The sequence below is a fragment of the Bradyrhizobium sp. BR13661 genome (assembly GCF_029892425.1).
GTDB lineage: Bacteria > Pseudomonadota > Alphaproteobacteria > Rhizobiales > Xanthobacteraceae > Bradyrhizobium.
Genome location: NZ_JARXWB010000009.1, coordinates 48,834 through 73,055, shown reverse-complemented (window position 1 = coordinate 73,055; position 24,222 = coordinate 48,834). Strand labels below are relative to the sequence as shown.

20 protein-coding genes are annotated in these 24,222 nt (G+C 65.2%); 7 read left to right on the top strand and 13 right to left on the bottom strand.

The window, feature by feature from the left end; translation table 11 throughout:
• Positions 1 to 11: 11 nt before the first annotated feature.
• Genes M2427_RS16855 through M2427_RS16840 form a run of 4 tightly spaced genes read left to right on the top strand, consistent with a single transcriptional unit; the run spans position 12 to position 5,030 of the window.
• Entirely contained in the window at positions 12 to 1,730 is a 1,719-nt protein-coding gene (locus M2427_RS16855) for a putative 2-aminoethylphosphonate ABC transporter permease subunit (protein ID WP_280707560.1), read from the top strand.
• Positions 1,727 to 2,878, top strand: a complete 1,152-nt coding sequence (locus tag M2427_RS16850) for a TIGR03364 family FAD-dependent oxidoreductase (protein WP_280707558.1) — start codon at positions 1,727 to 1,729, stop codon at positions 2,876 to 2,878. The genes M2427_RS16855 and M2427_RS16850 overlap by 4 nt, the downstream gene beginning before the upstream one ends.
• On the top strand, positions 2,875 to 3,690 hold the full coding sequence (gene phnX / locus M2427_RS16845) for a phosphonoacetaldehyde hydrolase (RefSeq protein WP_280707556.1): 816 nt from the start codon (positions 2,875 to 2,877) through the stop codon (positions 3,688 to 3,690). The genes M2427_RS16850 and phnX overlap by 4 nt, the downstream gene beginning before the upstream one ends.
• Positions 3,687 to 5,030: an aspartate aminotransferase family protein gene (locus tag M2427_RS16840; RefSeq protein WP_280707555.1), complete on the top strand. Its 1,344-nt coding sequence runs from the start codon at positions 3,687 to 3,689 to the stop codon at positions 5,028 to 5,030. The genes phnX and M2427_RS16840 overlap by 4 nt, the downstream gene beginning before the upstream one ends.
• A 117-nt stretch (positions 5,031 to 5,147) precedes the next feature.
• On the opposite strand, the gene M2427_RS16835 is transcribed toward M2427_RS16840, so the two are convergent.
• From M2427_RS16835 to M2427_RS16810, 6 genes are all read right to left on the bottom strand, one after another.
• Positions 5,148 to 5,897 (bottom strand): phosphorylase, encoded by a 750-nt coding sequence (locus tag M2427_RS16835; RefSeq protein WP_280707554.1) that lies wholly within the window; start codon positions 5,895 to 5,897, stop codon positions 5,148 to 5,150.
• Complete coding sequence (gene shc / locus M2427_RS16830; RefSeq protein WP_280707552.1) at positions 5,894 to 7,846, bottom strand: squalene--hopene cyclase; 1,953 nt, start codon at positions 7,844 to 7,846, stop codon at positions 5,894 to 5,896. Before shc ends, M2427_RS16835 begins: the two co-directional genes overlap by 4 nt.
• A gap of 51 nt (positions 7,847 to 7,897) precedes the next feature.
• Positions 7,898 to 9,154, bottom strand: a complete 1,257-nt coding sequence (gene hpnE, locus M2427_RS16825) for a hydroxysqualene dehydroxylase HpnE (protein WP_280707551.1) — start codon at positions 9,152 to 9,154, stop codon at positions 7,898 to 7,900.
• Complete coding sequence (gene hpnD / locus M2427_RS16820; RefSeq protein WP_280707550.1) at positions 9,154 to 9,993, bottom strand: presqualene diphosphate synthase HpnD; 840 nt, start codon at positions 9,991 to 9,993, stop codon at positions 9,154 to 9,156. The genes hpnE and hpnD overlap by 1 nt, the downstream gene beginning before the upstream one ends.
• Positions 9,983 to 10,867, bottom strand: coding sequence for a squalene synthase HpnC (gene hpnC, locus M2427_RS16815; RefSeq protein WP_280707548.1), 885 nt, complete (start codon positions 10,865 to 10,867; stop codon positions 9,983 to 9,985). Before hpnC ends, hpnD begins: the two co-directional genes overlap by 11 nt.
• Before the next feature lie 191 nt (positions 10,868 to 11,058).
• A complete protein-coding gene (locus M2427_RS16810; protein WP_280707547.1) occupies positions 11,059 to 11,292 on the bottom strand; it encodes a hypothetical protein in 234 nt (77 codons plus the stop codon).
• A 483-nt stretch (positions 11,293 to 11,775) separates the two neighbouring features.
• On the opposite strand from M2427_RS16810, the gene M2427_RS16805 reads away from it, so the two are divergent.
• Both M2427_RS16805 and M2427_RS16800 read left to right on the top strand, forming a co-directional pair.
• Positions 11,776 to 12,273: a hypothetical protein gene (locus tag M2427_RS16805; RefSeq protein ID WP_280707774.1), complete on the top strand. Its 498-nt coding sequence runs from the start codon at positions 11,776 to 11,778 to the stop codon at positions 12,271 to 12,273.
• A gap of 157 nt (positions 12,274 to 12,430) precedes the next feature.
• Positions 12,431 to 13,177, top strand: coding sequence for a hypothetical protein (locus M2427_RS16800; RefSeq protein ID WP_348521930.1), 747 nt, complete (start codon positions 12,431 to 12,433; stop codon positions 13,175 to 13,177).
• A 9-nt stretch (positions 13,178 to 13,186) separates the two neighbouring features.
• Here M2427_RS16800 and M2427_RS16795 read toward each other — a convergent pair whose 3' ends face one another.
• From M2427_RS16795 to M2427_RS16775, 5 genes are all read right to left on the bottom strand, one after another.
• Positions 13,187 to 13,978 (bottom strand): class I SAM-dependent methyltransferase, encoded by a 792-nt coding sequence (locus tag M2427_RS16795; RefSeq protein ID WP_280707545.1) that lies wholly within the window; start codon positions 13,976 to 13,978, stop codon positions 13,187 to 13,189.
• 58 nt (positions 13,979 to 14,036) lie between these two features.
• A complete protein-coding gene (locus tag M2427_RS16790) occupies positions 14,037 to 16,403 on the bottom strand; it encodes an MMPL family transporter (RefSeq protein WP_280707544.1) in 2,367 nt (788 codons plus the stop codon).
• Positions 16,404 to 16,608: 205 nt separating this feature from the next.
• Positions 16,609 to 17,394: an ethanolamine ammonia-lyase subunit EutC gene (eutC, locus tag M2427_RS16785; RefSeq protein WP_280707543.1), complete on the bottom strand. Its 786-nt coding sequence runs from the start codon at positions 17,392 to 17,394 to the stop codon at positions 16,609 to 16,611.
• The gene (locus M2427_RS16780; RefSeq protein ID WP_280707541.1) at positions 17,391 to 18,977 is read right to left on the bottom strand and encodes a B12-binding domain-containing radical SAM protein; all 1,587 of its coding nucleotides are present in this window, start codon (positions 18,975 to 18,977) and stop codon (positions 17,391 to 17,393) included. The genes eutC and M2427_RS16780 overlap by 4 nt, the downstream gene beginning before the upstream one ends.
• Positions 18,978 to 19,150: 173 nt before the next feature.
• Positions 19,151 to 20,533 (bottom strand): ethanolamine ammonia-lyase subunit EutB, encoded by a 1,383-nt coding sequence (locus M2427_RS16775; RefSeq protein ID WP_280707540.1) that lies wholly within the window; start codon positions 20,531 to 20,533, stop codon positions 19,151 to 19,153.
• 314 nt (positions 20,534 to 20,847) lie between these two features.
• Between M2427_RS16775 and M2427_RS16770 the strand changes: the two genes are divergently transcribed.
• Positions 20,848 to 22,578: a HAMP domain-containing methyl-accepting chemotaxis protein gene (locus M2427_RS16770; RefSeq protein WP_280707539.1), complete on the top strand. Its 1,731-nt coding sequence runs from the start codon at positions 20,848 to 20,850 to the stop codon at positions 22,576 to 22,578.
• 526 nt (positions 22,579 to 23,104) lie between these two features.
• Here M2427_RS16770 and M2427_RS16765 read toward each other — a convergent pair.
• Both M2427_RS16765 and M2427_RS16760 read right to left on the bottom strand, forming a co-directional pair.
• Positions 23,105 to 23,368, bottom strand: a complete 264-nt coding sequence (locus tag M2427_RS16765) for a hypothetical protein (RefSeq protein ID WP_280707538.1) — start codon at positions 23,366 to 23,368, stop codon at positions 23,105 to 23,107.
• 295 nt (positions 23,369 to 23,663) lie between these two features.
• The gene (locus tag M2427_RS16760) at positions 23,664 to 24,170 is read right to left on the bottom strand and encodes an AAA family ATPase (protein WP_280707537.1); all 507 of its coding nucleotides are present in this window, start codon (positions 24,168 to 24,170) and stop codon (positions 23,664 to 23,666) included.
• Positions 24,171 to 24,222 lie beyond the last annotated feature (52 nt).

Below are 24,222 nucleotides of genomic sequence, written 5' to 3'. Positions count from 1 at the left end.
GGACAGCAGCGATGACGACCGAGACGCTCAGTCTGCCGGACCGTGCCGCTGGAATCGCGCAGCTGCGGCAGAAGCTCGGGCGCGACGACTGGATCATGCGCGGCGCGGTCGTGGCGCTCGGCCTCTGGTTGATCGTCACCGTGTTGCTGCCGCTCTGCGCGCTGCTGTCCAAGAGCTTCCAGGCGGCTGATGGCAGCTTCGTCGGCCTCGCCAATTTCCAGGCCTATTTCGCCAATCCCGCGCTCGCCGATTCGATCTGGCACTCGGTCTGGGTGTCACTGCTGAGCACTTTCATCTGCGTTCTGCTCGCCTTCGTCTACGCCTACGGGCTCACCCGCACCTGCATGCCCGGGCGGGGGCTGTTCCGCATCGTCGCGCAGATCCCGATTCTCGCGCCCTCGCTGCTGCCGGCGATCAGCCTCGTCTACCTGTTCGGCAACCAGGGCCTCGTCAAATGGATGCTGTTCGGCGCATCGATCTACGGTCCGATCGGCATCGTCATGGGCGAGGTGTTCTGGACCTTCCCGCATGCGCTCATCATCATCACCACAGCGCTGGCGATTTCTGACGCGCGTCTGTACGAGGCCGCAGAAGCCTTGCGGGCAAGTTCGCACCGCACCTTCTGGACGGTGACCATCCCCGGCGCGCGCTACGGACTGATCAGTGCGATCTTCGTCGTCTTTACCCTTGTGATCACCGATTTCGGCGTGCCGAAGGTCATCGGGGGCAAGTTCAACGTGCTCGCGACCGACATCTACAAGCAGGTGGTCGGGCAACAGAATTTCCGGATGGGCGCGGTGGTCGGCTTGATCCTGCTGTTGCCGGCGGCGGTGGCCTTCGTCGTCGATCAGCTGATGCAGCGGCGGCAGCTGGCGCTGCTCTCCGCGCGCGCCGTGCCGTATGCGCCCAAGCCTGACGCCACGATCGATCGCGCGATACTGGCGATCTGCTCCCTGATCGCGTTCGCGATCCTGGTCATGCTCGGCGTGTCGTTCTTCGCCTCGATCGCGACGTTCTGGCCCTACAATCTGACGCCCAGCTTCAAGAACTTCGACTTCGACATGATGGATGGCGGCGGCTGGCGCAGCTATTTCAACTCGCTGGTCATGGCCGGCCTCACCGCGCTGTTCGGGACCGCGGTGATCTTCACCGGCGCCTACCTCGTCGAGAAGACCCCGCGCTTTCGTGCCATCAGAGGCTTCGTGCAGTTTCTCGCACTGCTTCCCTTGGCCGTTCCCGGGCTGGTGCTCGGCCTCGGCTACATCTTCTTCTTCAACAACCCGGCCAATCCGCTCAACTTCATCTATGGCACGATGGCCATCCTCGTCATCTGCACCATCTCGCATTTCTACTCGGTCTCGCACCTGACCGCAGTGACGGCGCTCAAGCAGATCGACCAGGAGTTCGAGACCGTTTCGGCATCGCTCAGGGTGCCGTTCTGGCGTACCTTCATGCGCGTGACCTTGCCGGTCTGCCTGCCGGCCGTGCTTGATATCGCCATGTATCTGTTCGTGAACGCGATGACGACCGTGTCCGCGGTGGTTTTCATCTACGCGCCGCACACGACGCTTGCGGCGATCGCCGTGCTCAACATGGATGACGCGGGCGACGTGGCCCCGGCGGCAGCCATGGCCATGGTGGTGTTCGCCACGGCGGCCTTCACACGCGCCATCTATATGTTACTCACGCAGGGCTATCTTGCGCGAGCACAGATGTGGAGACAACGGTGAGCGTGTCCGGGAACGAATTCGATCTGGCAATTATCGGGGGCGGCATCTGTGGTCTCGCCCATGCGCTTGCGGGCGTGCGCCGGGGCTTGCGGGTCATGGTCATCGAGCGCGATGCAAGGGCAAACGGCGCCTCGATCCGCAACTTCGGCTTCGTCACCGTCACCGGGCAGCAACGCGGCCAGTGCTGGCAGCGGGCGATGCGGTCGCGGCAGGTCTGGGCCGAAGTGGCCCCGGCCGCGGGCATCAGGATCGAGCATGCCGGACTGGCGGTTGCGGTGCGGCGACCGGAAGCCGCAGCGGTGCTCGAGGCGTTCCGCAGCACCGAGATGGGCGAGGGGTGCGAGCTTCTGAGCCCGACTGAAGCGGGCCGCCGTTTCCCGATGCTGCGGACCGACGATCTGCAAGCCGTGCTGGCGAGCCCGCACGATTTGCGGGTGGAATCGCGCATCGCCGTGCCGGCCTTGGCGAAGTGGCTCGCCGAGGTGCATGGTGTCACCTTCCTGTATCAGACGCTGGCCAAGGAGGTCGCGCCGCCGGTGATCGAGACCACGCGGGGGCCGGTCCGCGCCCGGCTCTGCGTGGTCTGCCCCGGCGACGATTTCCTCGGCCTCTATCCGGAACGCATCAGCGCCTATGGGCTCGTGCGCTGCAAGCTGCACATGCTGCGGGTCGCGTCGGCAAGCGCGGCGCCGCGCTTCAACGCGGCTGTGATGTCGGACCTCGGCCTCGTGCGCTATCTCGGCTACGCCGAACTGCCGGAGGCGGCCGCGCTCAAGCAGCGACTCGAATCCGAGCAAGGACAGCATCTGGCCAACGGCGTGCATCTGATCGCCGTGCAGAGCGAGGATGGCTCGCTCGTCGTCGGCGATTCCCACCATTACGACGCGACGCCGGACCCGTTTGGTCCTGATACGGTGGACGAGTTGATCATGGACGAATTCCGCCAGGTGCTGGCATGGCCAACACCCGTCATCCGCGAGCGCTGGATCGGCACCTATGCCTCGGCGTCCGACCGGCTGATGCTGGTCGATCGCCCATCTGACGCTGTGCGCCTCGTCATGATCACCAGCGGCACCGGCGCCAGCACCTCGTTTGCGATCGCCGAGGAAGTCATCGACGAACTGACGTCCGGGAGCCGAGCCACATGAGCGATACATTCGAGCACGTCAGGGCCGTGGTGTTCGACTGGGCCGGCACGACCGTGGACCACGGCTCGCTGGCGCCGATGGGCGTGTTCGTCGAGGCATTCGCGCGCTTCGGCGTGACGATCACCGTCGACGAGGCGCGCGGGCCGATGGGCATGGCCAAGCGCCCCCACATCGCCGCGCTGATGCGACTGCCCCGGATCGCCGCCGCGTGGCGCGACAAGCACGGGCACGAGCCGACCGAAGCGGACATCGACGCCGTCTACGACGTCTTCGTACCGATGAATGTCGAGGTCGCCGCCCGCTACGCCGACGTCATCCCGGGCGTGACCGAGGCTGTCGCGGCCTTGCGGCGCCGCGGCCTGAAGATCGGCTCGAGCACGGGCTACACGCGCGAGATCATGGCCGAGGTCATTCCGGTCGCAGCCGCGCAAGGCTATGCACCTGACAGCATCGTTTGCACCGGAGACACGCCCGACGGCCGCCCGACGCCGTTCATGCTCTACAAAGCCTTTCTGGAGCTCGCCGTCTGGCCGGCATGGAGCTGCGTCAAGGTCGACGACACCGAGGTCGGGATCAAGGAAGGCCTCAACGGCGGCTGCTGGACCGTCGGCGTTGCCGTCACCGGCAATGTGTTCGGGTTGTCGCTGGCCGACACCGCGGCGTTGCCGCCGAAAGCCTTCGCCGAGCGCCGCGCGGCCGCAGTCGAGCGGCTGACGGATGCCGGCGCCCATTACGTGATCGACGGCGTCGCCGACATCCTCCCGGTGATCGCGGCGATCGAGGGCCGACTGGCCAGCGGAGAGCGGCCATGAGCTCGTCCGACATGAGCGCTGCCGAGGGCGACGTCAATCTGTCGGCGGAGCGACGGGCGTTTCAGAAACGCCATATCGACGCGCAGACTCAGCAATGGCTCGACGAGGATGAACGCTGGTTCCTGCGACAGTCGCTGTCGACGCCGTGCCTGAACGTGGCGACTGCCGCCGAAGGCAGCCACATCGTCGATCTCCAGGGCCGGCGCATCCTCGATTTCCACGGCAATAGCGTGCATCAGGTCGGCTACGGTCATCCAAGCGTGGTCGCGGCCATCAAGTCGCAGCTCGATACCCTGCCCTTCTGCCCGCGCCGTTACACCAACACATCCGCCATCGACCTCGCCCGGCGCCTCGCCGAAGTGGCGCCCGGGAAGCTAGAGAAAGTGTTGCTGGCCCCCAGCGGGTCGGCAGCCATCGGCATGGCCCTGAAGCTCGCCCGCTACGCGACGGGGCGACACAAGACCCTGTCGATGTGGGATGCTTTTCACGGCGCCAATCTCGACGCCGTCTCGGTCGGCGGCGAAGCGCTGTTCCGGCGCGGCGCCGGCCCGCTGCTGCCGGGCACGGAGCATGTGCCGCCGCCGGGACTCGCCGCGCGCTTCTTCGGGCAGGACGGCCGCGCGCATGAGCGCCTCGCCGACTACATCGATTATGTCCTCGAGGTGCAGGGCGACGTCGCGGCCGTGATCGCGGAGCCGATGCGCTGGACCACGGTCGAGCTGCCGCCGCCCGGCTTCTGGCCGCGCGTGCGCGCGAGCTGCGACCGGCACGGGGCGCTGCTGATCTTCGACGAGGTACCGAGCTGCCTCGGCCGCACCGGGACCATGTTCGTCTGCGAGCAGGCCGATACGACACCCGACATTCTCGTGCTCGGCAAGGGCCTCGGCGGCGGCATCATGCCGATGGCGGCCATCGTGGCGCGGGCCGATCTCGACGTGGTGCCCGAGGGAGCGCTCGGCCACTATACCCATGAGAAGAGCCCGGTCGGCTGCGCTGCGGCGCTGGCCACGCTCGATGTGATCGCGGAGGAAGGGCTGCTGGCCGCAGCGCGTGTCCTCGGCGCCCACGCGCTCGAACGTCTGCGATCGATGGCAGAGCGATATCCCGTGATCTCCGAGGTGCGCGGCGCAGGTCTCTATCTCGGCGTCGAGATCGGCCGGCGCGACACGCTTGATGCCAACGCACGCGCGGAGCGCCTGTTGTATCGCTGCCTGGAGGCAGGCCTGAGCTTCAAGCTCGGCGGCGGCAACGTGGTCACGCTCTGCCCGCCGCTGACGATCTCGCGCGCCGAACTCGACGAGGCTCTCGATATTCTGGAAGCAGCGATGGCTGCCTTGTGAGCGGATCGCGACGCGCAGGCTTCACGACAGCGCGCGCCATCCGGGTTATGGACTCCGAACGAAAAGGCCCGGTCGCGCGACCGGGCCTTTTTGCTATTCTCGTTTCGAAGACCCAGCTCAGGCCGCGTTCGAAACCAGCGCTTCACTCTCGATGAGCTCCGTCCCGATCAGGAAATCGCGACAGCCGCGAAGCGAGCGCAACGCGCGGTTGAAGTCGAGGCCGGTCGAGACCAGCGCGTGGAGCGTCGTGGGATTGCGGACGATGCCGCGCAGGACGGCGGCGAGGTCGATCTGGCCGTTCGGCTTGATCGCGGCGCGGGCGAGTGCCGGCAGCGCGCGGTGGGCGGGGTCGCTGATGACGCGGACCGCGGCGAACGGCAGGCCGGCTTCAGTGGCGTAGGCGGCGGCGATGTGGCTTTCCATGTCGACGGCGGAGGCGCCGGTCTCCGAATGCAGCGCGGCCTTGCCCGACCTGCCCGTGACCACTTCCTCGGCACCTGCCAGAGAACCGCGCACCACCCGGCGGCGGCCGGAGGTCAGCTTGTCGATGAGGTCGCCGCCGAGCGACAGGCCGGCGACCCAGCGGGCATCGCCCGCGAGCACCTCGGTCGCCACCACGACGTCGCCGGAGCGCAAGCTCGGGTCCAGCCCGCCGGCCACGCCGAACGAGATCACGCCGCGGATCGAGACGGGGTCCACGACCGTCAGGAGCGCGCGCAACTGGGTCGGGCTGCTGGACGAGCAGATGACCGCCATCCCGGGCCCAGCAGCGATGCGGGCCTCCTGGACCAGTCCGGTCACGATCAATATCGGGCGCGGATCAACGGCTTGACGCGCGGTAACACACTCCCCCGTCCCCAAAGTCACATCCCGACCCCTACCACCCTGCTGTTGGTATTCCGCAAGTTCCGATACCGCGCAAGTGCCCACAACGGGAAGAACTTCGGGTAACCATGGTATCGCAGATAGAACACGCGGGGGAAGCCGGTGGCGGTGTAGCGGCTCTCGTCCCACAGTCCTTTTTCGTTCTGTGTTGCAATCAGGTACTCCACCCCGCGGGCGACGGCCGGGTGATCAACCTCGCCTACAGCCATCAGGGCAAGCAAGGCCCATGCCGTTTGCGACGCGGTCGAGGGGGCGGCTTCCCAGCCCTTGTAGTCGAGCCGGTAGCTCACCGCATCCTCACCCCAGCCGCCGTCCTCGTTCTGGATCGAGGCCAGCCAGCCGGCCGCCTTGCGCATCATCGGGTCGTTGCGGTCGACGCCGGCCATGTTGAGGGCGCACAGGACCGACCAGGTCCCGTAGATGAAGTTCATGCCCCAGCGGCCGTACCAGGAGCCCTCCGGGTGCTGGGTCTTGCGCAGATAGGCGACGCCAGCGGCGACGGACTTGCTGGTCTTTGCGGTCTCGCCGAGCTGGGCCAGCATCGAGATGCAGCGGGCCGTGACGTCCTCGGTCGGCGGATCGAGCAGCGCGCCGTGGTCGGAGAACGGGATGTTGTTCAGGTAGTACTCGAAATTGTTGACGTCGAAGGCAGCCCAGCCGCCGTCGTCGCTCTGCATGCCCTCGATCCACTCCCGGCCGCGGTCGATCGCCGCGTCATATCCGGTCGCCCCGTGCTCCCGGCGCATGCGGTCCATCGACATCACCACGACGGCAGTGTCGTCGAGGTCGGGATAATGGGCATTGTTGTACTGGAACGCCCAGCCGCCCGGACGCACATTGGGCCGCTTCACCGCCCAGTCGCCCTTCACCTCGAGCTCCTGCTTCGGAATCAGCCAATCGAGGCCCTGCTTGGCCGCAGGCACCGCCTTGTCGCCGCCGGCTTCGAGCAGCGCATGCGCAGTAAGTGTCGTGTCCCAGATCGGCGAGACGCAGGGCTGGCAATAGGCCTCCTCGCCCTTGATCACGAGCAGCTTGTCGAGACCACGGCGCGTGGTCGCGCGCGGCGGGTAAGTCTCGTCCTTGCCGAGCGCATCGTACATCATGACGATGTTGGCCATGGGCGGATAGATCGCGCCCATGCCGTCTTCGCCGTTAAGCCGCTCTTCGATGAAGGCGAGCGCCGCGTCGATTGCGCGCTGGCGCAGGCCCTTCGGAGCGATCGGCTCGATCGCGCGCAGGATTACATCGATGCCGCGGAACAGCATGAACCAGGCCATGCTCTGATGTGGCGCCTTGGGGGTCATGCCGATCGAGCGTGGATCTTCCAGAAAGAGCTCGTCGATGCCGACGCCCTTCGGATTGCGCGCGCGCGGCTTCAGCGCCGCGAGCACCAGGAGCGGCACCATGGTGGTGCGCGCCCAATAGGAGATCTTGTTGATGTGGAACGGAAACCAGAACGGCAGCAGCGTGATCTCGACCGGCAGCACCGGCACCGCGCGCCAGGTCAGGACCCCGAACATCGCGAGCGTGAAGCGGGTGAAGACGTTGCTGTGGACCGCGCCGCCCCGCGAACGAATCGCCTCGCGCGCCCGCACCATGTGCGGGCTGTCCGTGGAATCGCCGATCATCTTCAGCGCGAAGTAAGCCTTCACGCTGGCGCTCATGTCGAAGGCACCGTCATGCACCAGCGGCCAGCCGCCATGGGCACCCTGAATGCGGCGCAGATAGTTGGCGATCCTGGCCTCGAGCTGCGCATCGACGGGCTCGGCGAGATGGTGCCGCAACAACACGTATTCTGCGGGGATGGTGGCATCGGCCTCGAGTTCGAACACCCAATGGCCGTCCGGTTGCTGGAAGCCGAGCACGCCTTGCGTGGCCGACGCAATGCTCGATTCCAAAGCTTCGCGGCTGGTCGCGGTCACGGAATCCATGTCGCTCGATTGCTCCTGGCGTCGATTTGAAAGTGACCGGGACATTGCCCGTCAAGCCCGCTTTGCGGCCAGCACCAGATCGGCGGCGCGATCACCTGACCGGACCGATCCCTCGATCGTTGCAGGCAATCCCGTAGCAGTCCAGTCACCGGCAAGAAACAGATTTTTCAGCGCAGTGGCCGGCCCGGGACGCAGGGCATTCTGGGCCGGCGTTGCCGCAAATGTGGCACGGCGCTCGCGCACGATCTGCCACGGCGGCAGCTCGCCTGAGACACCGCCGGCCTTGCAGACGTCATCCCAGATCGTCTGCGCGAGCTCCTCGCGCTGGAGGTCGACGAGACGATCGCCATTGCTGATGGTGACGGACAGCCGGTTCGGGAATGCGAACAGCCATTCCACGACGCCGCCGATCACGCCCAGGATCGGCGCCGAACCCGGCGGCGGCTCGAAGCGGAAATGTGCATTGACGATGGCGCGGAATTCGGTCGGCGCGGTCAGGCCCGGCAGCAGGCTCGTGGCGGCGCGCGGCGGCACCGCCATCACGATCACATCGGCTGCGGCAAGCTGGATCACATCCTCGCCACCAAAGTTCAGCGCGCTGACCTTGCCGTCCGCGGTGACGAAGGAGCGGAGCTCGTGACCGAGCTGAACGGTGTGGCCGCGCTCAGCCAAATATTTCACGGCGGGCTCGATCAGCACAGCGCTCAAACCATCGCGCGCGATCAGCGGACGACAGGCCTGCCCGCCCGCAAGCAGCGTCTCGCGCACGATTGCGCCGGCAAGCCCGGCCGAGCCCTCGGGCGGATCAACGTTGAGGGCTGCGAGCAGCAACGGCTGCACCAGGCGATGATAGAGCGTGCCCTCGCAAGGAATGGACTTGCCGACCAGCGTCTGTTCCGACGCCCAGATCAGCGGCGCCAGCTTGAGATAGTCGGTGAGCCCGGTATCAGGCACGCGACGGCCCTCGTCGAACACCCAGGTGGGCAGCCGGCCCGAACCGAGATCGATCTGCCAGCGTTGCCCGGTCTTGATATCGACGAAGGGAAACTGCGCGCTCTCAGGCCCGACGAGGCCGGCTTCGGTGCCGATCGCGCGCGCATAGGCCCGCGCATGGCTGTTGCCGGACAGCAGCAGGTGATTGCCGTTGTCGATGGTGAGATTGGTGGCGCCGTCGAAATAGGAGCGGCAGCGGCCGCCGGCCTGGTGCGTCGCCTCGTGCACGGCGACCTTGTAGCCGGCATTGGCGAGCCGCACAGCTGCGGAGAGGCCGGAAATTCCAGCGCCGATGATGTGAGCTGTGTTCTGCATCAGATGAAAGCGTAGCGGAGCAGGATCAAAATGCGTGTGACCTTCGACACACGCACCGGCTCGCGCGGCGCATTGAAGCCGCGCGCGATCAGCAGGTCCAGGATGGAATGGTAGTATTTCGACATGATCCGCGGCGCGCGCACGACGCGGCGCCTGTTGCGGTTCATGATCTCGTCCGATTTCTCGAAATGCGCCTTGGCGCGCTGGGTCAGCGATACGCAAACTTTCGACAGCGCGCGCTCGGCAATCACGCGGTTCGGATCGTTGGAGGTGATGCCGGCATGCAGCAGCGCCTCGCGCGGCAGATAAAGCCGGCCGAGCGTTGCGTCCTCGTCGATGTCGCGCAGGATGTTGGTGAGCTGGAGCGCGCGGCCGAGATGATGGGCCAGCAGGATGCCATCCTCTTCCGGCAGGCCGAACACCCGCACCGACAAACGTCCGACCGCGCTGGCGACGCGATCGCAGTAGAGATCCAGCGTCGCCATGTCGGGCGCACGGATGTCCTGCGGTACGTCCATTTCCATGCCGTCGACGATGGCCAGGAAATCCTCGCGCTTGAGCCCGAAGGTCTTCACGGAGGCGACATAGTCCTTCAGCCGCGGCGGCGGATTGCCCTGGTAGAGCGCGTCGATGTCGTTGCGCCATTGCTGAAGCGCGGCGAGCCGCTGATCGCGCGGACCGTCGGAATCGGCGATGTCGTCGACCTGGCGACAGAAGCTGTAGATCTGGAACATCGCCTCGCGCTGATCGCGCGGCAGGATGCGCATCGCAGCGTAAAAGGAGCTGTTCGATGCGGACGAGCCATAATTGGCGCTGGGCGCGGTCGCCTCAAGCGTCATGGGCGGCCCCCGGACGAGAGATGGCCTTGCGGCCGATCGCGCGACGGCCGAGCTCACCGGCGATGCCGGCCAGGCTGAAAATGAGCAATTCAAACTTGTTCAGATGCACCCGCTCGCGCAGGGGATCGCGCACCTTCAAGAGACGCACGATGCGATCGGCATAGGCCTGGATCACCGCGACGTCGACGCCGAGGCGGACATCGCGGATCTCCGCGGCCAGCGACCGGCCGTCATTGAGCAGTGCCTCGTTGCGCACCGCAAGGCCCTGCAGGCAAGCCAGCATTGCCGGCGGCGACTGCGCAAGGCCCAGCTGCTCGACCGTGGCGCCGTGTGCTGCCAGCGCATCGCGCGGCAGATAGACGCGGTTGAGCTCGCGATAATCCTTGCCGCAGTCCTGCAGGTGATTGTTGATCTGCAGGCCCGCGCAAAGCGCATCCGACGCGGCCCAGGTCGCGGTGCTCTCGCCATGAACGTCGAGCATGAAGCGGCCGACCGGCATCGCCGAATAGCGGCAATAGTGGATGACCTCGTCCCAGGTCTCGTAGCGCAGCTTGGTCACGTCCATGCGGAACGCGATCAGCACGTCGAGCGCGTGCCGCGGGGCCATCCCGCGCTCCGCCAGCGCGCGGCGCAAGGTGACGGCTTCAGCCTGGGTATCACCGTTGCCGAGCAGTTCCGCCTCGAGCAGGTCGAGATAGCGAAGCTTCTCGTCCGCCGGCAGGCTCGCGTGATCGGCGATGTCGTCGGCGGTGCGGACGAAATTGTAATAGGCCAGGATCAGGGCACGATGACGCGGATGAATGATCCAGGACGCGACGGGGAAATTCTCGTCGCGGTCACCCTTGCCGGATCGCAATTCGCTCGCAGAGGTCATCGAGGGCTGATCAACAATCGTTTGGACAGGAAGGGCTTTTTCGCTCGCGCGGGCTGATGCCGGCGACGCGGCCGCGGCCCCCATATAGGGGAATATGGCCGCAAAACCAATCCTGTCTCGCGATGGCAGCCCCGCTGGATCCGGCCCGAAAAGGCAGCCCCACGGCCGCCTTTATGGGCCAGTGGCCGAGCTTACTGGTTGTGGTCCTTCAGGACCTGATCGCAGGCCTGCGAGATCTTGGCCCGGTTCTCCTTGAGGCAGGCCAGGATGGTGAAATCGCCCTGGTCGATCACCGGGCGGCAGAACTTCTGCACATCGCGCGTGCAGGCCTTCTGCTCGGCGTCCGTGCCACGCCCGCCCTGGGCGAAAGCGGTCGTGGAGAGGGTTGCCGACAGCACGGTGAGAGCGATGAGAAGCTTACGCATTGTATTCCTTCATTCTGACGGCAGAATCGCACCAGTCCCGGGCAGCACAGGGCGGACGACGGGAACGGATTGTTCTGATGGCAAGTTGCCGCTGGAAGAGTGCGGCACCGGAGAAGGCCACAAGCGCTGGCAAATGCGGCCAAATTGGCGCCGCGTTCACCAAATCGGGTCTTCCCTAAGTCTTCATTGGCAGATGTAAGAGTTTGATACTACGTCATAATTCTGGCATGCGGCGTTTTACTGCATACCTGTTGCAGCGTTGCATCTGTCCGACCGGCCATTTGGGCCAGAAACACACTGAAACAGAGAGAAATCCGGCTTCAAACCATGACAAGACCGCTTCGCGAGCCTGACATCGCGGACGGGTAGGCTTCGAACCTGACACGAACTCTTGAACCTGGCACGGGTTAGCAACACTAAACTTTCGATGTGGCGAGACGCGCAGCCTTGGGCGGGCGTCGTTTCAAAAACGGGATATTGATGATGAAATTCTTTGGGCGATCTGAACTGGCAATCAAGGCGGCCGGCATTGGCGCGGCGCTGCTCCTCTCGGTTGCGGCGAGCCACGCTCAGTCGTCCGGGCCGTTCGCCGGATTCGACGGCGCGTGGACCGGCACCGGCACGGTGTCGCTGTCCGACGGCTCGACCGAGCGCATCCGCTGCAAGGCGGACTACAAGGTCGCCGGCACCGGTCTCAGCCTCAAGCAGGCCCTGCACTGCGCGTCCGACAGCTACAAGTTCGACCTCACCAGCGACGTGACCAGCCAAGGTGAGCGCATCTCCGGCAACTGGAGCGAGTCCAACCGCAACATCTTCGGCAATCTGCAGGGCACCGCCGGCGGCGGCCAGATCGACGTGTTCGTCGAGGCCAACGGCTTTGCCGCCAATCTGTCGCTCCGCACCAACGGCTCCAAGCAGACTGTGCAGATCTCGTCCAAGGGCGAGATCCGCGGCGTCAATATCACGATGACGAAGGGCTGATCGCCCTTCCAGCGTCGAAAGGAATACGGCCCCCGGTTCTCGCGAGCCGGGGGCTTTTTGCTGAATGAACCGCAGACACCTGCTCAAGGCCATCGGACTCTTTGCCGCCGCTCCAGCGTGGGCAGATGATCATCCGTCGATCCAGCGAGGGACGGACATGCAGCCGTCGTCAGCGAAGCCACGCCATGTGCTCTGTTTTCTCGGCAGGGACGACAGCCTGCTGCATCCGCCGAAAGCCGTCACAAAGACAATCGCCGATTTCGGTTTCGAGATCGACCGCACCTATTCGCAAGCGAAGCCCGATCCGCACATGGAGCGGTCGTTCGGCGTCTGCTGGGACCGTGTCTTTCCCAATGCCTGGTCCGCCGCCGACGAGGCCGCCGTCGCGGACCACAAATCCGTGCTGTACGTGCTCAGCCCGCGGATGGAGCAGCAGAAGGCGGTGGCCTACTCCGCGGCAGCCTTGCGCATCGTCGAGGAGATGATCGAGGTTGGAGCGACCGCCGTGAAAGGCGAGAGCGCCGGTGTTGCCCACGGCCTGAAGCGATGGATGCAATTGGCATCCGACTGCAAGGCGGCGGCCAAGACGAACCAGGGTCTCGCCCTGACGGCAGCGATGAGCCGAGCCTGCCGCCTCGCCTTCGCCAAGCGTCCGCTCGACGGCACGGCTTACAACGAGAGCGTCGGATTCCACCTCGTCGGCCTGCCGGAGATCTATGTCGCGAAAGCGCGCGGCAGCGATCGCGACGCGGTGAAGATCACGGACGAGATCGCCGACGCAATGGCCGAGCGCGGGATCGATGCTGCGCTGGCCGATCGCAAGCTAAGCCTGTCACGAACGTCGCAATACGCTGAGGACGATTTCAAGTTCAACCCGTACGGGATCGTCCATGTCGAGGCGTAAGGCCGAGGATCACGGCTTGCGCGCGACGCATTCGCAGCGGCATCTGAAATAAACCGCGTCGGGATCGCGTCCCCAGGCGTCCCAGCCGGCACGCGCGGTGTCAATCTCGTCGGCGGTCGCAATTGCCTTGCTTACGAGCTGCGGCCCGAGCCCAAGCAGGCTTCGTCGCGCATCTGCGACCGCCTCGGCACGGCTCGCAGCGTCGGCGCTATGGTTGACATAGCTTGCGCCGGCCCAGACCGGCGTGAAGCCGTGGGCGCGAAGAATGGCGCTCTGGCGGCGACCGAAGCGAAGCGCATCAGGATCGTCGTGCTCGTACCAGCGCTGCCAGAGGTCGAGCGCAAGGCGCACGCCATCAAGCTCGGGATAGAGAATGTTGCCACCGACATCGGCGTCGCGCGTGGCGAGCAGCCCGCCGGGCTTCAACGCTCGCCGCGCTTCGGCAAGCGTTCGCGTCAGCTTTGCGTGGCTCTGATGGTAGAGCACCGCGTGAAAGAAAACCGCGTCGAACGCACCGTCCTCGAACGGGAGTGCGGTCATGTCGGCCTCGACAAAAGAGAGATTGGCCAAGCTTGAATGCGTGGCAAGCTGTCTGGCGGCCGCGATCGCATTCGGATCGATATCGACGCCGATCGCAGTATCGACGATCCCCGCAAGCGCCGCCGTGATCGTTCCCGGGCCGCAGCCGACGTCGAGCAACCGCATGCCTGGCGCCAGGAACGGGACGAAGAAGCCCGCCGCGTCGCCGCCGCGCTTCTGCTGAAACGCCGTGATCGAGCTATCGTGCCTGATGTCGCGCATAAAGCCTCCGGACCGCAGCAAACGTGCTGCGATTCGGTGGCCGCGTGATGACCGCCGCTCAGATCGCCGACTTGTCCGAGCCCTGCAGCTTGCCGTGCAGATTGATCAGCCACATCGCCGTCGGCCGCAGGATGAAGAGGTCGGCGACCAGTGCCGCCACCATCGAGAAGGCGCTGAGCCAGCCGAACAGCCGCAGCGACGGCAGATCCGAGAACACGGTGACGACAAGGCCGCAGGCCAGCACCACCGTGGTCAGGATCAGCGCCGGACCGACCAGCACGGTCGCGCGTTCCACCGCGAGCGCCGAACCGACGCCCGGCTTGCTCTCCAATCGCAAGCGATTGAGGAAGTGGATGGTCGCGGAGAGGCCGAGACCGAACGAGACGGTGAGCGCGACGACGCTGGCGAATTGCAGCCCCTCGCCCATCGCCCACAGCACCGTTCCCGACATCACCACCGGGAAGATGCCCGGCAGGATGCAGGCGAACATCACCACCCAGGAGCGGAAGGCAAGACCGATGAAGATCGCGACCAGCGCGAATTCGACGGTGAGGCCGCGGTTCAGCTTCTCGATCATGCCCGCCGAGTTGCGCGCGGCGATGGCGGCAAGACCGGTGACGGCGACCTCGTAGCCGGGATGCTTCTTGCGGACCGCGTCGAGCTCGGAATCGAGCTTGTCGACAATCGGCAGGAGCTGGCTGGAGTCCTTGTCCGGCACGCGACCGGCCACGACCACCGCATCCTGCTCGGCATCGATGAAGCGCCGCACCAGATGCTCGGGGATGACGCCAACGTATTCCTTCAGCGTCGCGACGTCGCTGCTGCCGGCCTTTTCGGCGAGCCAGCGGCGCAGCGTCTCCAGCGACCAGACGTTGCCGACGCCGGCCGCCTTCTCCACGGTCTCGTGGACGTCAGCGATGGTCTGCAGCGTCTCCGGCGAGTAGAGCGTTTCACCCTTGGGGAGCTGGATCAGCACGTTGACCGGATTGGCGCCGGTCAGCTTGGCATCGAGCCGGTTGCTGGCGGCAACCGCCTGACGCTTGTCGGGCACTTGGTCGGCGAGCCGGTAGCGCGGCTGCAGATTGGCGTAGATGACGCCGAGGCTGGCGACGAACAGCAGCGCAATCAGGCTGAACAGGCCGGGACGGCCGACCATGCGCACCGCGATCCAGTAGCAGAAATTGCGCAGCGCCTGCACGCCGGCATCCGCGCTCTGGAACTTGACCGCAAAGACCTTCTCGTTGCGCACGAACAGCACGCCGAACACCGGCACCAGCGACAGCACCGTGACCAGCGCGATGATGGTGGCAGCTAAGCCCGCCTCGCCGAACTTGCGGATCAGGTCGGAGTCCGAGAACTGCAGCGCGATGAAGGAAATGCCGGCGGTGCCGTGCGTCAGCACGCAGGCCGGGCCGACCACCAGCACGGCGTTCTTGAACGCCGTGAACTTGTCCTGGCCCGCGATCAACCGGTCGCGCGCGGCGAAGGTCAGCTGCATCGAGTCCGAGAACGAGATCACCATGATAAGCGGCGTCATCACGTTCAGGAACATGTTGAGATTGAAATTGGCCCAGCCGAGCGCGCCGAGCGCGATCAGGATCGCGATCATCGGCGGGAACGCCGCCACCACCATGAACGAGATCTTGCGGAAGAAGATGATGGCGATGATGCAGCCGGCGAGAATGCCGAGGATGTTGTAGGTGAGCCCGTCGCGCTCGACCGCGTTGCGGATCTCGAGCTGCATCACCGGCACGCCGGAGAGCTGCACGCTGAGCCCGGTGTCGCCGAGATCCTCCTTCATCAGCGCGCGAATGTCGCCCACGACCTTGGTAAGCTTGCTGGAGGCCACCACTTCCGGATCGAGCGAGAGCACGATCAGTGCGAGCGTACCGTCCTCGGACAGCAGCTTGCCGCGGATGATCTCGTTGTTCTTGACGGTCTCGATGAACTGATCGTAGGCCGCGCCCTCGGGCAGCTCGGAGGGGAACAGTGCGGCCGGCAGCTTGCCCGGCGCCGGAGCCTGGCGCGCCGAGAACAGCGAGACAAGCCCGCGCGTGCCTTCGACCAGCTGCAGATCGGTGACGAAGTCACGCAGCTTCTCGAGATTGTTTCGGGCCAGGAGTTTCTGGCCCTCGGCCACGACGAGGACATCGAATTCCTCGGCCGGGAACTTCTTGGTCACCGCTTCATACTGGCGGAATTCCGGCGTGTTGGAGCGGAACAGCTGCGACAGCGAATCGTCGATCTTGATCCGCTCGATGCCGAACACCGCGCCGACGATGAGCGCGAGCAGGATGATGCAGGAGACGATCGGCGCCTTGACGGCGATCAGCCCGAGACGCTCCAGCCCGAAGGCAATGGAGGACGCAGGCCCCTGCTCGACCTTGTCGACATGAACCTCACTCTCGCTGTGCTTTTCGAGCATGCCTTGTCCAGTTCCTCAATCGGCTCTAGCTGTGAGCTTGTTGCGCCCCGCGAACGGCTTGAAAACGCCATACCAATGGGAGGCTTGCCCTTTGAAAATGCGCGGAAAATCGCCGGCAGCGGTTTAGCAGGTCAAGCGCCCTTTTCGCAAGCGCACCAACGCTCTCTGAATCGATCAAGATGCGGCGATTTTGCCGGAATGCCCGTCATTCTGGCACAGCCGTGCCGATTCGACGCGGCGCGCGATCGGCGCTCTCGTCCTTGAGCGCCACACCCGTGACCTGTCGCGCCAGCCCCTCGCGGACGAGCCAGGCGATCTTGAGGGCGGCCTCGTCATAGCTCAACCCAGCCTTGTGGATGTTCGACACGCAATTTCGCTCGGCATCGGTCAGGCCGGGCCTCGGTGCGAAGGTCAGATAGGCCCCGAGGCTGTCGGGCGCGGACAGGCCCGGGCGCTCACCGATCAGCATCAAAACCATGCGGGCGCCGATGATAGCCCCGATCTCGTCACCGAGGGCAACCCGCGCGCCCGAGGCGACGACGACGTGGCTGATTGCGACAGCGTCGCCTTCGCCAAGCAGCGGCAGCAGGCTTTGCAGCAGCGCCAATGCATGGGCGTGGACAGCGGCGGCCGACAATCCATCACCGATCACGATCGCAAGCTGGCACGGCACGGTGGCGCGCTCCGCCAGCGTCGCGGCAGAGCCGGCATCGAGCTTCCGTCCCAGATCCGGCCGGCGCAGATAGTCGCCGCGATCGGCCGCCCGGCTACTGACCTCGGTGACAGCAAGGCCGAGCGCCTTCGCCCCGGCAACCAGATGCGGCGCATCGAAGACGGCATGCACGGCATCGCGGGCGCGCGCGTGGGCCAACGTGAAATCGAGCAGCGGCCTGGTCGGCAAGCTCACTCCGCTGCGCCCGAGTGCGACGCGCGCGGGCGTGAACGATCTGAGGTCGACGGTCGGTCGCGCCGGAACGGGCTTCTCGCTCATTCGGCGGGAACGGAGGCTTCGCGCAGGCGGATCGAATAGTTCGACGCGTTCTGCTTGCCGCTGGTGGCCGCGCGCGCAAAGGTGATCAGATGATGCGCGATCATGGTGCAGCCGATCAGGCCTTCCATGTCGCCGCGCCTGATGCGCCCCAGCGCGAACTTCCAGAACACGCGCCTGTAGTCGCCGAGCACGCCGACCTTCCAGAAGATGTTGCGCATCATGACAAGGCCGCGCTTGATGTTGGCCCAGGTCTTCATCTCGTCCGGCACCGGCATCTTCAGGCGGTGCGGATAAACGTTGTCGCATTGATACTGGAAGCGCTCGTAGACCTTCTCGGGCTCGTAGGCGACGCTCATGGCGTGTTTCCAGGACGCGACGACCTCGTCATAGGGCAGCAGGAAGTCGACGTTGGAATCGCGCCCCTCATCGTCGACCAGGCGCCCTTCCTTCTCCAATCGGTCCCAAAGCGGCGTCTTCGGCAGTGCCTGAAGCAGGTTGATGGTGAGAAGCGGAATCCGGGATTCCTCGACGAAGGCGAGCAGCGCCTCCGAGGTGCCCGGCTTGTCGGTGTCGAGCCCCATGATGATGCCCGAGACCACCTCCATGCCGTAGGAATTGATGGTGCGCACGCCCTCGAGGATCGGGACCATCATGTTGTGATCCTTGTTCATGGCCTTCAGCGCGTCGGGGTCGGGCGTCTCGATGCCGCAGAAGATGGTGATGAAATAGGCCTCTTGCATCTTCTTGAGGATCTCGGGACGCTTGGCGATGTTGAGCGTCGCCTCACAGGCAAGCCGCATCACATAGCCGGTCTTCTTCTGCCACTCGATCAGATGCGGCAACAGGTCCAGCGCGGCCTTGCGGTTGCCGATGAAATTGTCATCGACGAAGTAGACGGTGTCGGTCATGCCGCATTCGCGCAGGCGGTTGAGCTCCGCGATGATCTGCTCCGGCGACTTGATGCGCGGATTGCGGCCGTAGAGGCCGGGGATGTCGCAGAACTCGCACTCATAGGGACAGCCGCTGGAATACTGGATGCTGCCGAGGAAATAGCGCTTCACGTCGGCAAGCTCGTAGGCCGGTATCGGAAACTCCGTCATCGGCACGCGGTCTTTGGTCGTCAGCACGACCTGCTGCTCGGGGCGCGAGGTATCGCGCGACAGGATCTCGAGCAGCTGATTGGTGGCATCGCCGAGCTCGCCGACATGGAGATAGTCGAACGACGGATAATAGTCCGGACAGGCGCTCACCGAGGGACCGCCCAGCGCGACCGGCAGGTCGAACTCATGGGCGCGGCGGCAGATGTCGTTCATCTGCTGGCGCTGGATGTGCATGCCGCTGACGAAGACGGCCTCAGCCCATTCGAACTCTTCCTTCGTGGTGCGACGGAGATTCTCGTCGACAAATTTGACCTGCCACTCCTTGGGCAGATAGGCCGCGAGCAGTAGCAGGCCCTGCGGCGGCATGAAGGCGCGAACGCCGTCGGTCAGCGGATAGGCATGCTCGAAGGTACCGAAGGAGGACGTGTACCGCGGAAAGACACAGAGAATCTTCCGGCTCGTTCCGTTGCTTTCAGCGCGCATCGAACTTCCCCCTACCACGTTCCACTGATGGTACCGACGAGGTCTCCAGACACATAGCGTAACGCTGCGACCGGAATTCCTCAATATTGTGGCACCGAACTAATTCGTGAGACGCGCCAATGGTTTCCCCGGTTCACGCCGATGAGCGGGGTTTTTCGCGAGGTTTTTCCGCATCACGCGATCAGCCGCGCGGCAAAATCGGGCAAGAGGCCGGCGTCGCGGGCGAGCCGCAAGTCGGCGCCGGCGATGCCTGATAGCACCAGCCAGTCGTCGAACTCGGGCGCGCGGGCCGCACCGAAGACGTCGCGGACATAGAGCGCGTCGTGGAAGGAGGTGGACTGGTAGTTCAGCATGACGTCGTCGGCGCCGGGCACCCCCATGATGAAGGTGACGCCGGCCGCGGCAAGCAGCGTCAGGAGGTTGTCCATGTCGTCCTGGTCCGCTTCGGCATGGTTGGTGTAGCAGATGTCGACCCCGAGCGGCAGGCCGAGCAGCTTGCCGCAGAAATGGTCCTCCAGGCCCGCACGGATGATCTCCTTGCCGTCGTAGAGATATTCCGGACCGATAAAGCCGACCACGCTGTTGACCAGTAACGGCGCAAAAGCCCTGGCCACCGCATAGGCCCGCGCCTCGCAGGTCTGCTGGTCGACGCCGTGATGGGCATTGGCCGACAGCGCCGAGCCCTGCCCCGTCTCGAAATACATGACGTTCTCACCGACCGTGCCGCGCTTCTGCGACAGCCCGGCCGCCTGCGCCTCCTTCAGCAGCGCGAGGTCGATGCCGAAAGACCGGTTGGCGGCCTCGGTGCCGGCGACCGATTGGAAGACGAGGTCGACAGGCACGCCCTGCCCGATCAGCGACAGCGTCGTGGTGACATGGGTCAGCACGCAGCCTTGCGTCGGAATTTTCAGCCGCGCGATGATCTCGTCCAGCAGCCGCAGCAATTGCCCGATCACGGCCGGATCGTCGCTCGCCGGGTTGATGCCGATGCAGGCGTCGCCGGCCCCAAGCAGCAAGCCGTCGAGGATCGAGGCGGTGATGCCCCTGGCATCGTCGAAAGGGTGATTGGGCTGCAGCCGCGTGCTCATCCGGCCCTTCAGGCCGATGGTGTTGCGGAAGGCGGTCGTGACCTGGCACTTCCGCGCCGCCAGGATCAGGTCCTGGTTGCGCATCAGCTTTGAGACCGCGGCCGCCATTTCCGGGGTGATGCCGGGCGCGAGCTTGCGCAAAGCCTCAGGCGTCGCGGCGTCCGAGAGCAGCCAGTCGCGGAAGGCTCCGACTGTCAGCGAGGAGACCGGCGCAAAGGCCCTGATGTCATGGCTGTCGATGACGAGGCGGGTGATCTCGTCGGCCTCATAGGGGATGACGGCCTCCTGCAGGAATTGCCCGAGGGGAACGTCGGCCAAGGCCATTCGCGCGGCGATCATCTGCTCGGCACTCCCGGCGGCAACGCCGGCCAGCCGGTCGCCCGAGCGCGGCGGCGTCGCCTTGGCAAGGAGGTCGCGCAGGTCCGGGAAGGTGTAGGTCGTGGCGTCGATGGTGTGGCGGTAGACCACAGGTCCCTCCGGAATTCGTCGGCCAGCGACCGGCCCCCGGTCGAGCCCGGGGTGGCGCTGGCGTCAGGGATACGCGCTTGGCGGCCGGTGTGCACGCCGATGTTTGGGGCATCCCGGGCGATCCCCGGGGTCGACTTGCCGGGAACCGATAGGATCGCTCCAAATCACTGAGGCAGCACGTCTTTCCTGCGACAAAGGGCGCACACCCCACACTTGCGCGTTAACACAGCGTCCATCTTCATTCTGCATAGTTTTGCATCAATTTTACACGACCGCGCGCACCGGCCGCTCCTGGCCATTCGGGCCCCGACCACATGCAAATCGATCGATCTGGGAATGCTGCCGGCCTGGCAGGCCGTTTCACCCTGGCCACCAAGCTCTACGCGATCTTCGCGCTGTTCGCCCTGCTGACCGGGGCGATCGCGATGCTGTCCGATTACAACAGCCGCCGCAGCGCCGAACTGACCAGCGCGATCGAGACGGCGAATGCAGCCGCGCTGAATGTCGAGCGCGTCAACTCGCTGGTCTACGCAGTCGTGATGGAATCGCGCGGCGTCTACATGTCGACCGAGCCGGCCGTGGTGAAGAAATACGGCGAGGGACTGCTCAAGTTCAACGAGCAGATCCTGGACGTCGTGAAGCGCTGGGAGACCATCGTCAAGGCTGACGATTCCGAGCAGTTCGCGACCTTCAAGAAGCGCATCGAGCAGTTCGTCGAGTTCCGCAAGGAGCTGGTCCGCCGCGGCGTCGAGATCAACGCGGCTGCGGGGCGCGAATGGGGCGACAACGACGCCAACCGCGCCGTGCGCTCGGCGCTGAACAAGGATCTGGAGGCGCTGTCCAAGGTCTATGCAGAGCGGGGCAGGCAGATCGCGCTTCAGACCGAGACCAACCGCACGCTGTCGTTCGTGCTGACCTGCCTCGCCGGCGTGGCGCTGGCCCTTGTCGTGATCGGCATCATCATCATCGCCCGCTCGATCGCCCGGCCGCTCGCCGCGATCACCGCGACCATCAAGCAGGTCGCCGACGGCGCCGAGAATGTCGTGGTGCCGCACGCCGGACGCGCCGACGAGATCGGCGCGCTCGCCCGCGCCATCGAGGTGTTCCAGGACGCGATGGGGCGCAACCGCAACCTCGCCTCGCAGGTCTCGCAGGACTCCGCCGCTCGCGACGCCCGCGCACGCCACATCGAGCAGTCCGTCGAGGCGTTCCGCGAGGCGATCGGCGCGATCATGCGTGGGCTCAGCGACAATGCTTCCGTCATGCGCGAAACCGCGCAGACCATCACCCGCGTCACGGCGGATGCAAACAGCCGCGCCGGCACGGCGGCTGGGGCCAGCGAGCAGGCCTCGCACAACGTCACTGCGGTCGCGGGCGCCGCCGAAGAGCTCTCCGCTTCCGTCGAGGAAATCGGACGCCAGGTGCGGCAGAGCGCCAGCGCGGTCGAGCAGACCGGCCAGCGCACCGAAAAATCGATCGCCGAGATCGAGAGCCTGGCCGCGGCCACGCAGCGCATCGACGGCGTTCTGAGCCTCATTCAGGCGATCGCCGAACAGACCAATCTGCTTGCGCTCAACGCCACCATCGAGGCCGCGCGCGCCGGCGATGCCGGCCGCGGCTTTGCCGTGGTCGCGCACGAAGTGAAGGCGCTGGCCGGCCAGACCGCGAAGGCGACGGCCGACATCAGCGAGAACGTCGCGATGATCCAGTCATCGACCCGCAATGCGGTCGACGCCGTCCGCGAGATCGGCGGCGCGGTGCGCGAGATCAACGAGGTCACCTCCGCGATCGCGGGCGCCGTCGGCCAGCAGGACCAGGCCACGCGCGAGATCTCCTCCAATGCCCAGTCGGCGGCGCAAGGCAACGAGACGCTGGTCGCCAACATCACCTCGCTCCGCGACGCCATCGGCGAGACCGATACGGCGGCATCCTCGGTGCTGACGGCGGCGAGCAGCCTGACCGCGACCGCGGACACGCTGTCGCGCGAGGTGGAGAAATTCTTCCAGAACCTGCGCGCCGACAGCCGCATCGCCAGGGCGGGATGATCGCGCACACATCAATCTCGAAAACAACCCCATGCACAGTAGGCTGGGTCAGCCTTATCAAGGGCTTGCCGGCCGTCACGGACATATTGCTGATTTTACGAAATCCGTTTGACTCGTCGGGCAAAACACCGGCATGATGCCATCATGGCGGTAGCGCCCACGCTGAGCCATTCCGCTCAGAACAGCATGGACGCGATGGCGAACAGGCCGATCGCCGTCAGTCCCCAGGCCAGCGCGTGTAACATCCACGGCCGCATCGTTGCGCCCCCGTCGGATCTCTCTGCCCATCACAGGGCCCGAACGCGATGCGCGCGTTGAGATAGATCAATAGCTGAACAGGAGCACCGAGACGGCGGCGACGGTGAAAGTGCCGGCCGCAATAGCCACAACGCGTATGATCAGCTCGCTGTCCATGCCCGAAACTAACCCATGTCAGCGCCGGAGGTCTGTGCAGTTTGTGCCAAAACGGGCGCGGCAGTGGTCAGGTTTCGTCCGCCCTCAGGACCACGCAAGAGGGCGTTTTGGCCTATTTCGGGAGACACTCCACGTTGTAGGCAATGATGATCTGACTGGGGTCGGCCTTTCCCAGGGCTTTCAAATCCTCAAGGCCGCTCTTCAGCCGCGCGCCTGCCTGACCCAGGCTTGCTTCAAGGGTCGACTTGGCCGCCTTGCACCGATCCTCGTTCGAAAATTCCTGGAACACGACGGTCGGCAAAAGCCGCCATTCCGCCCTGTCATTCGTTGCGGCTGGACTGACCGAATAGGAAAAGACGTACATCAGGACCCACATGAGGGGCTCCGGCTCAAGCGATGCAGCACACGGCACATCGCGCCATCCGGCAACGTTTCCTCCTTGATCCAGATCAACGAATGGCAGCGGCCCAAAAAACGAAAAGCCCCGGCGCAAAGGCCGAGGCTTGCGATCCGGCCCGCGTACATCCGGCGAACCAATCGTCACGCACGAAACTAGCGGCGAATCTTGAAGGGATGATGACGAGATGTCGACGACAGAATGTCGCGACGGCCGGAACCTGAGAGGCGGCGATCGCCTCGAAACATGGCCAGCAGCGGATCACCCGATCGCGTCACGACAGATAAATCTCCACCCGTTGCAACAGACGGTCGATCGATTCATGGGCGGTATCGAGCAGCAGATGCTCGCGGTCCCACGGCTCGTAGTGCCGATTGGCGATCTCGTGCCAGGTCGGCAAGGTGAGGCCAACAATGTCGGACGTACGGACTTCCGCGCGCCGCCGGTGGAGGGCCACGTCGCTGCAGATCACTTCGATCTCGGCAAGGCGCGCCGATCCCAGCAAAGCTGTCTGCCGCCAGCCGTCACGGCTTGCCTGCACCGGATTGACGCAGTCCGCGACGACAGCACGGCCGAGCCTGAGATTCTCGGCCGCCAGCGCATTGGCGATGACGTAGCCCATCGGGCCGACCTCATGGCCCTGCGCGCGCAGCGTCTGCTCAATCGCGTCGATGCGGATATAGGTCGCCCCTATGCGTCGGGTCAGCTCGCGAGAGAGAGTCGTCTTCCCAGTGGCGGGAAGGCCGCCGAAGACGATGAGGATGGGCTGCCGGCTTGTCATGCCTCATGATCTCTCGACGCGGGTGGACCTGCAATGGGTCGCTCCCGTCCGG